Genomic DNA, 10,988 nt, shown 5'->3' with positions numbered 1-10,988 from the left:
TCAGAAAGTGTGCATGTGCCACATTTCTAACGAATCAACATATCTGCCTTGGGATATTTCTTGCCATTCAGAATCGCCATTCTGATTGGCCAATCCTGAGCAGTGGTGACCAGTTTCCAGCCTGAAAAATCGAGCAGATAGGTATCCATCAGGATGGAATCTGCCAGACGCTGCTGAAATAACACACCACCATATTCTTTCCAACCAGCAGCATTCGTAGGTGATAAAATCTGCTCAATTGAATCGCGTCCCGTAAAGATAACGGCTGGATACTTTCGCCAATCATGCTCCCAGGCGGTATCCTTTAAAAACTGTTTTGCCACATCATACACGCGGTTCATTCGGTCGTTGACTGTTGCAAGATGCAACTGGGCTGCACATAACCGGTGAGCCATTGCATAGGCATCGAGCAACTCCTTAGCCGGTTGACCAATACTGACGGTGCGTGCTGCAGTTACATGCAGCCCGCGCCAGCGTCCAGTCGCCTGTAAAACGGCCCAGTGATTTACAGCTAACGCCCTTACGCCACGTCGAGTGTATTCCCCACTTCGGCCATCGCCATGGACCTCGATTCCAAGCGGTTCAATTCCGTGCTTGTATAAACGGTGGGCAATCTGACCAGCGATTTCGTCTTCCGTTTCACCTGCACGGAAATCTCTGGCAGTTGCTTCCAGTGCGTGGGCTAGTTGCCTTCCAAGCTGACTGAGAATCCCTTGTTCCCAGTCATTTAACACCCGTCTCTCCTGAATCAAAAACGGCCCAAGTACTTTACCATCTTTAAAAGGCACATCTCCGGCAAACTTTCGGGTATACACCATCTCACTGAGCAGTTTTTCCCGACTGTGCATCCATGACCATTCTTTTAATTGAAAACCCAGAGAATCGAGCTCTTCATCAAAAAAACGTTGGGAATCAATCGATGAGCACAAAAGCCAGCGCATCTGATCGCTGAAATATAAGGCGGGGCGTTCTTCCCGACCAATCAGCCCACGTGGTTCTGCACCTGCAGTAAGCCAGCGAAAATTGGTGGGCTCCTGAATGAGTACACCATCGCACCCCACTTCCTGTAATAAACGTGCAATTCTGGCATGCCGTTCATCGATGACTGCACGGCGTGAAATGAAATGACCAAGTTCGTCATGGAGTGACGTTGATCTGGTTTCGAATTCGGAGAGGAGATGATCAGTCATAAGGAAAAACTATTTCATTGCGTGTATAAGACCGAGCTAATTCCAGATAACGCTGGTTGATGCTGATTGTTTTTGCAATGTCTTCATCTGTTGCCTGACGCACCACTTTCCCAGGTATGCCCATTACCACCGAACGTGGGGGAATCACTGCACCTTCAACCACAACACTGCCAGCAGCGATGATCGATTCTTCACCGATCAGAGTTCCTGAAAGTATTCTAGCACCGATGCCAATCAGGGTATTTCTGCCAACGCGGGAACCATGGATAATGGCACCGTGCCCTGCGACAACCCCTTCTTCGATAAGCAGATCAACACCGAAGTCGGTATGCAGAATACATCCATCCTGAATATTGGCATTGGTTTCCAGTTTGATCTGGGCAATATCGCCACGGATGATAGTACCGTACCAGAGGTTCACCCCGGTGGCCAGCACCACATTGCCAGTAACGATCACATTGGAGGCAAGATACACCCCTTGGTGTTCTCGAAAAGACATGTGTCAGGTTCCAGAAGGAATCAGGTATTCTGCAAATGGGCTATGAAAATCACAAATCCCGAAAAGAGATTAGTGATTCAGAATGAATTCTGAAGAGTTGAGCAGCGACCAGAACAAATCTTCAAAGAATTCCTGATAAACCTGTTTGGCATTGCCACCTGTTGCTTTCTGACGCACAGCCAGGATCTGTTGTTTGATAAACATATCCTCGGTAATCTGCGTGGTCAGCACATCACCTTTCGAATCCTTCATCACTTCATTGGTGCGAGGATTGACGCGAGGGATTTCAACCTTAATAACCGTGCTTGGTTTGCGTGCCAATGCAGTCATAAACAGTTCATTGACAATCGATGCTTCATCATATGCAGTACCACGGCCGGGGTACATGGCCATTGCCCGCTCAACAGTACTGTTGTTCTTGCGACTGATTTCACTGTTCAATTCCGGACCATTCATCATCAACAACGCTTGAACAATCGTACCATTGAAGGTCACTTCGTTCCCTTCATCATCACCAAAGTTTGCCACCAATTTGTTCATCCAGGTGGTGCGTTTGGCACGACGGGCATCTTTGTCTGCTGCTTCCCCAAGGCGGGTTGCAACTTCCAAGGATTCGAACAGCACTTCAGGCGACATCGATTTCAACGGCATGCGGGTGAAATACGGTTCTGCTTCCAACGTTGCGTTGCCGCCTTTGCCCTCGGGCAGGCCGTTAGCCTGGTAAGACAGGCTGTAGGCATCGCTATTGCAGATGGTTTCAATCATTTTCTTAATGTCGTAGTAGTATTCAACTGAGAATGTGTGGCCCAGTTTGGTCAGCAGGTCAACATGAACCACTTGATTGTGGCCACCAAAGTCGTCGGCTGCGGCCAGTTCATTCATACCACGGCCAAAGAAGTGCCCCCACATTCGGTTAACGAATGCTTTTCCGAAGTTATCATGCTGTAACAGGTAATCTGCCAGAGCATCCCGACGCGATTTCCCGGCGGGCACGGTTCGTTTCGGTGCACCAGCATCTTCCATTAGTTCAGCCATGTTCGGCAGGAAATTTGGTTTCACTGCAAAAATCACACCACTGCGACGTTCCATGAAAATCCGCTGGCTGCGGTTGTATTCGGGATCATCTTTCACTTCCACAGGCAGTGCTGCCATCTTCTTGTTGTTATTGCCGTTGCGGTTGGCGGGCATCCGGTCAATATCGGTGGTGCGGAAAAACGCATTCACCTGCCAGAAGTGCTCCTGTTTCAATTCCGGACTGAACGGGTGATCGTGGCACTGAATACAGTTGGTTTGAATGCCCAGGAACAAGCGGGTAACGCGGGAAGTAATGGGTACAGCATCCCAAGGACCATCTTCCATCCGACGATCCTGCGGGGTGCGTTCGCCAAGGTGAGCCATCACGAATGCAGCGGCACCGTTATCGTTGGTTTTGCCTTTGGCAGTCACCAACGCACGCACCAGTTCATTCCAGGGGGTATTTTTCACAAATTCCGATTCGAGATAAAGTTCCATCGAATCGTGGTATTCTTCAGCAACACCACCACGAGTCATTAACCAGACGGTCCAGATGTTCGACCAGTGACGTGCGTATTCCGAAGCGTAATCGTAGGTCATTTTCTGCTTCGGATTCGCGGGATCCATCATCGGACGGCCCCGACTGTCTTTGGGATTGTAATCTCGTGCGTACAGCAATCGATGGACCAGTTTCGCCCGCTTGTTCGGGGTGCGGTCCAGATCGGCAAAATCACGTGCTTCTTCTGCTGAGGGAATACGCCCAATGATGTCGATAAATGCCCGACGGACAAATTCGTAATCTGTTGAACGTTTGGAAGGTCGCAATTCGGCTGCCTTCCAGGATTTGGACAATTCTTCGTTAATGATGCTTGTTGCAGGCGGTGCCTGATTCTGCCCGAAGACGTTGCCCACTACCAGCATGGCAAAAGCGACGCTGAACGTGCTCCCCCACCGGAATGTACGGTTGGTCATCGTGATTCTCCTTGTGAACCGACAACTTTCAAAAAAACTCGCCTCATCATGTTGCTTCTGCTGAAAAATGGCGAGTCGTGGTCTGTATTCATGTTATCGTAGCCCAGCTTTTTGGTTTTTAAGAAACCAAATTTGCCGTGTTACGAAAATATCCTCATCCTTTTGACGAAATCACTGTGGGATAAGTTCCCTGCATTGCACCAGTTTCTTGAAATAGTGCGAAAAAGTTCAGCATCAGTGCTGCAATTCGTGCATTAATTAATGAGAATCGTATCATTTTTATGCGGCGACCATGGAAAATATGAGTAAAAACTCACAGACAATTCGACCTCGCCATTATTTTTTGAAAAATTTGAATTTTTGTGAAACTTTTTCCACTGATCTGCGTTATATATAATGTACGCCCGATTAGTTTTCTGAGTGCACGTAGGAGTTTGTCAATGATTACGTAGAATAACAAATTATGAACTGATTCGAAGTGGGAGTTGTGCCATGCCAGCCACATTCAATTATGCGGGTGTTAGGTTTCCCTATCCAGAAAACTGGCAGGTAGAGATTTCTCCTGGGGAAGAATCGTGGTCGGCCTTTGTTCAAAGCCCATCGACCGCTTTTCTTCTTGTCAGTTTCACCGAAGGAGAGTTTGACCTGGGTGAAACAGCTGATGTGGCGTTGCAGGAACTGAAATCTGAATATCCCAAGCTGGAAGTGATCGATGCAATCGATACGATTTCCGGCCTGCCTGCAGTGGGTTATGACGCACAATTCTTTCACTTCGACCTGACCAACACCACATGGATCCGTGCCGTGCCAATGACCAGTGGTTCATTACTGTTGATGGCACAGTTCACGGATGATGAATCGGAATTAAACGGTGAAGTTCTGCGCGGCATGCTGCATGTGATGCAGTTGGATGAACCAGAAGTAGAAGAGTAAAAAATCCGGCCTCGACTAGCCAACACAAAATTCTAAAAACACTATTCCATTTGTCGGAATTTGGGAGCATCAGGATATGAGTGGGGAACGTTTTTCAGGACTAACAGTTGCAATTGTCACCCCATTCAAGGATGGCAAAGTAGATTTTCCTGCATTGCAGGAACTGGTCGACTGGCACGTAGAAGAGGGCACAGACTGCCTGGCACCCGTGGGCACCACTGGAGAATCTCCCACGCTGGATCATGAGGAGCACGAACAAGTGATTGCCGCAGTGGTAGAACGTGCGGCAGGTCGCATTAAAGTGATGGCTGGAACCGGATCGAATTCCACTCGGGAAGCAATCCGCCTGACACAATCAGCAGAAAAATGTGGGGCGAATGGTGCGTTGATTGTCGGCCCGTATTACAACAAACCGAATCAGGAAGGTTATTTCCGCCATTTTGCAGCACTGGCCGAAGCAACTGCCCTGCCAATTGTACTGTACAATATTCCTGGACGCACAGGTTCGAACATTCTGCCGGAAACGATTGCCCGCATCCACAAAAGCTACCCTTCGGTGGTGGCAGTCAAAGAAGCCACTGGTTCGTTGGATCAGGCATCACAAATCGCCACACTGTGCGACATCAATATTCTTTCCGGCGACGATTCACTGACTCTCCCACTGATGAGTATTGGTGGGGGTGGCGTAGTTTCCGTGGTGGGGAATCTGGTGCCCAAAGATATGAAAGCGATGGTACAGGCATTTGCCAGTCGGAATATCGATGAAGCCATTCGTCTGCACAAAAAACTGTTCCCACTGTGTCGCGATATGCTGGGCATTGCCTCGAACCCGATCCCGGTTAAAACCGCCTTGAAGTTGCTTGGTAAAGGCACCGGGGAAGTACGGCTGCCACTTTATCCATTGGATGCGGATGGTGAGGCAAAAGTGAAACAGGCCCTGGTAAACTATGGATTATTGAGCTGATTACGCGTTATTTCATCGCACATTTTCGTGCCAGAGAGTTGTATATCTGCACAACTTCTGGTACCTTCTATTCAACTGAAAGATGGTAAAAGTCATGTCAAAATTAAACGCTACACTTTTCACGCTGCTTGGGCTGATCAGTTTTGGTTCATTTCCCACGGTCCATGCCCAGCCTAATAACGACTCTGGTAGTCCCAAAAGCCAGCCAATTCTGCATTGGACATTTGACGATCCCAAGGAAAAAGGTGTGCCCGCCAATTTCCCACGTGGTGCGGGGCCGCGATTGCCTGTTTACCCCAATTACCCTGCCACCAACATGGCGGGCGAGTTTGGCAAACAGCCAATTGTGCTGGAAGACAGTGCATTGCCAGATCAGCAGTTGCGTTTTTCCAATGGTGATTCCATCACGATGGAATGCTGGGTTAAGGTTCAAAGTCTGCCGCAGAATTCTTACGCTTATTTGATTGGTAAAGGTAGAACGCTGCAGAAAGGTTTTCCCACTATCAATCAGAATTATGCATTGCGTTTGCACCAGACACCCCAGCACACTGCTATCAGTTTTTTGTTTTCATCTGCCCCCACGAAAGAAACGCCTGCCCAGTGGCATCGTTGGACCAGCGACCAGGGTTTTGGCACGTCCGGCTGGCACCACGTGGCTATTACGTATACCTTCGGCAAACCAAAAACCATCAAAGGATTCATCGATGGTCAGGTAGTACGTGGCAAATGGGACATGGCAGGTGAAACCGCCGCACCGCCAGTAGAGGATGGCGATAAGCTGATGCTGGGAACTGGCAACGGTGGTGGTGCTGGCAATACATTCAAAGGATGGCTTGATGATGTGATGGTGTGGCGAGAAGCAGTACCTGATGCAGTATTGAAAGAGCGATTTCAGATGCAGCCACCAGTACCAATTTTGAAACCACAGGATATTCCTGATGGCAAAGTATTGGTGCATCTGTGTGAAGATGGCATGCCCACACGAAATGCCTGGCCGGATGAACAATTGAAGCCTAATGAAAAGTACGAAACGACCCACTTTGGCTTTTCCGGTTACCCGCAGAAATATACCTCAACGGGGGTGCGGGCCGACCGTGCCAATCCGTTCCTGTTTCGCGCTGCAAGTATGATCCAGTTACCGCCAGGGAATCACCGCCTGCTCTTGCGCGGGCGCGGTGCAGCACGTTTGTATGTGGATGGTAAACTGGTCATGTCCAATCCATTTCCCAAAGAAGATTCTTCTGGGCACGGTACGATCAAGTTACCTGATAGTTACCTGAACCTTGGGCCAGATTTTCGCTTTGCCCCGCCAGGAAACAGCGAAAGCTGGATGGAATTGCAGTCGACTGGTAAGAAGCAGTTATTTGTGCTGGAAACGATTGTGGGGGGATATGTTGGCAAGCTGAATCGTCGCCCGGAAATGGGCGAAACTGTGGTAGCCATATCTTTCGAAGGCACCGATCGCTGGCAACTGCTGACCCCCACGGAACAAGAGATCAGCTACAACGATGCTGGCTGGCATGAGTATGATCGAGGTCAGCAACAAATGCTGATGGAAATGGATGCTGCAGCACGTGCAAAACTCCGCACGCAATTTGCTGAGGAATGGAAAGCCCGCCGAGAAGCGGCACGGCAATGGCTGGAAAGCACACCAGAACCGGCAATTCCTAAGTTGCTGGCTGGTTATCCTGCAAACAATGCAATTGATCACTTCCTGGCACTTAAAATTGTTACGGTTAAAAATCAGCAACAACAGGTTGTAGCTGGTAATGTGGATTTCTATCGGTCGATCGCACCGATTCTGCAACAGAAGTGTTATGGGTGCCACGCAGGCAGTAATGCCAAGGGTGGGCTACGGCTCGATTCTCTCAAGCATGCAATGCATGGTGGCAATGACGAAGGTGCTGCGATTTCGCCTGGGAAACCGGAAACAAGTGCATTGTTGTCGCGTGTCAACAGTAATGATTCCTCGTTAGTAATGCCACCAAAAGGTGAGAAATTATCGCCCAAAGAAATTGAATTAATCACTGCCTGGATCAAGCAAGGTGCGACATGGCCAGACCTGGATGTGAACCGCTTTGAACTAACCGATCTGACCGATGATCTGACTTTCCTGCGCCGATTATCTCTGGATACGGTTGGCGTGGTACCCACTCTGGCAGAAATTGCTGAGTTTCAGGCAGACCACCAACCGAATAAACGCCAACGCTGGATTGAAAAGCGACTTTCAGACCCCAGGTGGGCTGATCAGTGGATGGGTTACTGGTTAGATGTACTGGCCGAAAATCCAAATATTCTTAACCCCACGTTAAATAACACGGGGCCATTTCGCTGGTGGATCTACGAATCGCTGCTTGATAACAAACCAATGGATCTATTCGTTACGGAATTGATCCGCATGGAAGGAAGCGAACGCTTTGGTGGGCCTGCTGGGTTTGGCATTGCTTCTCAGAATGATGTGCCAATGGCTGCCAAGGCGATGATTGTTGCCAATGCCTTCATGGGTGTGCAGATGAAATGTGCCCGCTGCCACGATGCACCCGGACACCGTTCTACACAAGAAGAGCTGTTTCAACTTGCGGCACTGCTGCAGACCAAACCGATCAAGCTGCCCGCCAGCAGTAGTGTGCCGCTGGATGCTTTCCATGGATTACAGCGAAAGCCACTAATTCAGGTCACTTTGAAGCCAGGCACAACGGTAGCACCTGCATGGCCGTTTACCACAATTTTTGAGGCTCCTGCGCTGGATGCCGAGAAAAATGCACTACCAAGAGAGTACCTGGCACGCTGGCTGACAGCACCACAGAATGAGCGATTTGCCCAGGTAATGGCCAACCGTATCTGGCAGCGTTTCATGGGTCGTGGGATTGTGGAAACAGTTGATGACTGGGAGAAATCCCAGCCAAGTCACCCGGAATTATTGCAGTGGTTAGGGCGGGAATTTGTCCGCAGCGGCTACGACACCAAACATATCGCTCGCCTGATTTTCAATTCGCATGCATATCAGCGGCAGATTGATCCCGCACTGACCAAGCCATCCCCATTGTTTACGGCACCTGCCCGCGTGCGATTGCAGGCGGAACAAATCGTCGATTCCTTGTTCCATGCTGCAGGAAAGTCTTTCCCTACTGAGGAAGTAAGTCTGGATATCGATGGGCGACGCGATGTGCGAAATTCAATTTCGCTGGGTGTGCCCACTCGTTCCTGGATGTTGACTTCCACCTCCAATGAACGGGACAGACCCAGTCTGGCACTTCCCCGCGTGCAGGCCGTTGCCGATGTGCTTACTGCTTTTGGCTGGCGTGGGGCCCGGCAAGACCCGATCACCATTCGAGATGCGGATACCAACGTCATTCAACCGGCAATTCTGGCAAATGGTACAATGATGACCTGGCTGACACGCTTAAGCGATGATCATCAAATTACACAAATGGCAATCGAAGCCAAATCTGCAGAAGATTTTGTGGAGGCACTGCATCAGCGACTGTTCACGCGGTCTGCAACTGCTGCCGAACGAGCGCAATTGGGGGAATATCTACAGGATGGCTTTACCAGCAGGATGGTGGCAACCCCTGCCTCACAAGCCCAGGTGCGGAAACCCAAACCGTTTGTCTCCTGGTCGAATCACTTACACCCCGATGCCACCACGTTGAAACTACAGGAAGAAGGAGAGGCACGCAGGGGAGATCCACCAACGAATAAACTGACAGCACCCTGGCGGGAAAAGCTGGAAGATGTGCTCTGGACCATGCTGATGTCTCCAGAAATGATCTACCGCCCGTAACAATGAATGACACGCTGAAACCCGCCAACAGAGAAACAATGTTTGCTACAATAGTTTCATGTCTCCACAATTATCTCAGCACGCGGTAATGTTATGCTTGCCAAACTAAATACATTTGCTTTGGTGGGCATTGATGCCGTTCCTGTTGAAATCGAGGTTGATAACACACCCTCGTCGATGCCCAAAACTGTGCTTGTTGGGTTACCGGAAGCTGCCGTGCGTGAAAGCGTGCATCGGATCGAACGGGCACTCTGCAATCTGGATTTCCATCTGCCAGAAGGCCGTACCATCATCAATCTGGCACCTGGAGATTTAAGAAAAGAAGCAAGTGCCTTCGATTTACCGATTGCGCTTGGCCTGCTGGTAGCAACGCGGCAAATTCGCCCGGAAGATCTGGAGCAATATGCCTGTATTGGCGAACTTTCGCTCGATGGTGGGCTGAGACCAATCAAAGGTGCCCTTTCCATGGCGATCACTTGCAGAGATCGTGGGATTCGCAAATTGATCGTTCCTGCGGCAAATGCCCGTGAAGCTGCCGTGGTTCCAGAAGTGGAAGTGTTTGGCTTTACCGCACTGAACGATGCAGTGGGGCTGATTACAGGCAAAATTCCCTTTGAACCCACACCAAGTGGCATGGGAGATATCACACCGAAACTGAATCGGTATGATGTCGATTTTTCTGATGTGCGTGGGCAGGAATCTGCAAAGCGAGCACTGGTGGTAGCTGCTGCGGGCTTTCACAATGTCCTGATGATCGGTTCCCCTGGTACAGGGAAAACCATGCTTGCCAGACGCCTGGCAACAATCTTACCCCCACTGACACCGAATGAAAGTCTGGAAACCACACGAATCTACAGTGCCATTGGCAGACTGCCTGCAGGTGAATCTCTGTTAACTGCCAGACCGTTCCGGTCGCCTCACCATACGATCAGCGATGCAGGAATGGTGGGGGGTGGCCATGTACCCGGCCCAGGCGAGATATCATTGGCCCACCATGGGGTACTTTTTCTCGACGAACTGCCGGAATTTAACCGCCGTAGCCTTGAAGTGTTAAGGCAACCACTGGAAGAAGGAAAGGTGACGATTTCACGTGCATTAAATTCCAGCACCTTTCCAGCAAATTTTCTTCTGGTTGCCAGCATGAATCCCTGTCCATGTGGATATATGGGCGATCCGAAACATGTCTGTAAATGTTCACCGATCCAGATCGAAAAATATATGGGCAGGATCAGTGGTCCTCTGCTGGATCGAATCGATATTCACATTGAAGTGCCTGCTGTTGCCTTTGGTGAACTGTCGGCACAGGCGGATGGCACAAAAAGTGAAGTGATGCGGGAAAGTGTGGATCGTTCGCGTGAAGTGCAGGAAAAACGTTTCGGACTTGGCTCCAGCATCACCAATTCGCGGATGAATACCAAGCAGTTACGCAAATACTGCGTACTGGATGAAGAAGGAAAAACGATCCTTCAGACTGCAATGGAACAACTGGGATTATCAGCGCGTGCCCACGATCGAATTTTGCGTCTTGCCAGAACGATTGCAGACCTGGAAGACAGTGACAACATTACATCTGCCCATATTGCCGAAGCAATCAGTTACCGCACCCTGGATCGACGATTATGGCAACGTTGA

General features: G+C 49.7%; 7 protein-coding genes. 4 read left to right on the top strand and 3 right to left on the bottom strand.

Features of this window, described 5'->3' with window-relative positions:
* Positions 1–26: 26 nt before the first annotated feature.
* The 3 genes from R3B84_12270 to R3B84_12260 form a co-directional block, all read right to left on the bottom strand.
* A complete protein-coding gene (locus tag R3B84_12270; GenBank protein ID MEZ6141337.1) occupies positions 27–1,190 on the bottom strand; it encodes a M24 family metallopeptidase in 1,164 nt (387 codons plus the stop codon).
* Positions 1,183–1,689 carry a gamma carbonic anhydrase family protein gene (locus tag R3B84_12265; GenBank protein ID MEZ6141336.1) on the bottom strand — a complete coding sequence of 169 codons (507 nt, stop codon included), beginning with the start codon at positions 1,687–1,689 and terminating at the stop codon, positions 1,183–1,185. Before R3B84_12265 ends, R3B84_12270 begins: the two co-directional genes overlap by 8 nt.
* A gap of 69 nt (positions 1,690–1,758) precedes the next feature.
* Positions 1,759–3,675, bottom strand: a complete 1,917-nt coding sequence (locus tag R3B84_12260; GenBank protein ID MEZ6141335.1) for a DUF1549 domain-containing protein — start codon at positions 3,673–3,675, stop codon at positions 1,759–1,761.
* 492 nt (positions 3,676–4,167) lie between these two features.
* Between R3B84_12260 and R3B84_12255 the strand changes: the two genes are divergently transcribed.
* The 4 genes from R3B84_12255 to R3B84_12240 all read left to right on the top strand — a co-directional run bounded on the left by R3B84_12255 (position 4,168) and on the right by R3B84_12240 (position 10,988).
* A complete protein-coding gene (locus R3B84_12255) occupies positions 4,168–4,608 on the top strand; it encodes a hypothetical protein (protein ID MEZ6141334.1) in 441 nt (146 codons plus the stop codon).
* Positions 4,609–4,684: 76 nt separating this feature from the next.
* A complete protein-coding gene (gene dapA / locus R3B84_12250; GenBank protein ID MEZ6141333.1) occupies positions 4,685–5,572 on the top strand; it encodes a 4-hydroxy-tetrahydrodipicolinate synthase in 888 nt (295 codons plus the stop codon).
* Positions 5,573–5,666: 94 nt separating this feature from the next.
* Positions 5,667–9,356 carry a DUF1553 domain-containing protein gene (locus R3B84_12245; GenBank protein MEZ6141332.1) on the top strand — a complete coding sequence of 1,230 codons (3,690 nt, stop codon included), beginning with the start codon at positions 5,667–5,669 and terminating at the stop codon, positions 9,354–9,356.
* A gap of 93 nt (positions 9,357–9,449) precedes the next feature.
* On the top strand, positions 9,450–10,988 hold the full coding sequence (locus R3B84_12240; protein ID MEZ6141331.1) for a YifB family Mg chelatase-like AAA ATPase: 1,539 nt from the start codon (positions 9,450–9,452) through the stop codon (positions 10,986–10,988).

This window comes from Zavarzinella sp. (genome assembly GCA_041399155.1).
In the GTDB taxonomy this organism is placed as follows: domain Bacteria; phylum Planctomycetota; class Planctomycetia; order Gemmatales; family Gemmataceae; genus JAWKTI01.
This window is presented reverse-complemented; position numbering and strand designations above follow the sequence as displayed.

Bases quoted from the DNA above. Each gene is read 5' to 3' on its own strand.
- R3B84_12265 (MEZ6141336.1), bottom strand. From the start codon at position 1,689: ATGTCTTTTCGAGAACACCAAGGGGTGTATCTTGCCTCCAATGTGATC.
- R3B84_12260 (MEZ6141335.1), bottom strand. From the start codon at position 3,675: ATGACCAACCGTACATTCCGGTGGGGGAGCACGTTCAGCGTCGCTTTT.
- R3B84_12245 (MEZ6141332.1), top strand. From the start codon at position 5,667: ATGTCAAAATTAAACGCTACACTTTTCACGCTGCTTGGGCTGATCAGT.
- R3B84_12255 (MEZ6141334.1), top strand. From the start codon at position 4,168: ATGCCAGCCACATTCAATTATGCGGGTGTTAGGTTTCCCTATCCAGAA.
- R3B84_12240 (MEZ6141331.1), top strand. From the start codon at position 9,450: ATGCTTGCCAAACTAAATACATTTGCTTTGGTGGGCATTGATGCCGTT.
- dapA (MEZ6141333.1), top strand. From the start codon at position 4,685: ATGAGTGGGGAACGTTTTTCAGGACTAACAGTTGCAATTGTCACCCCA.
- R3B84_12270 (MEZ6141337.1), bottom strand. From the start codon at position 1,190: ATGACTGATCATCTCCTCTCCGAATTCGAAACCAGATCAACGTCACTC.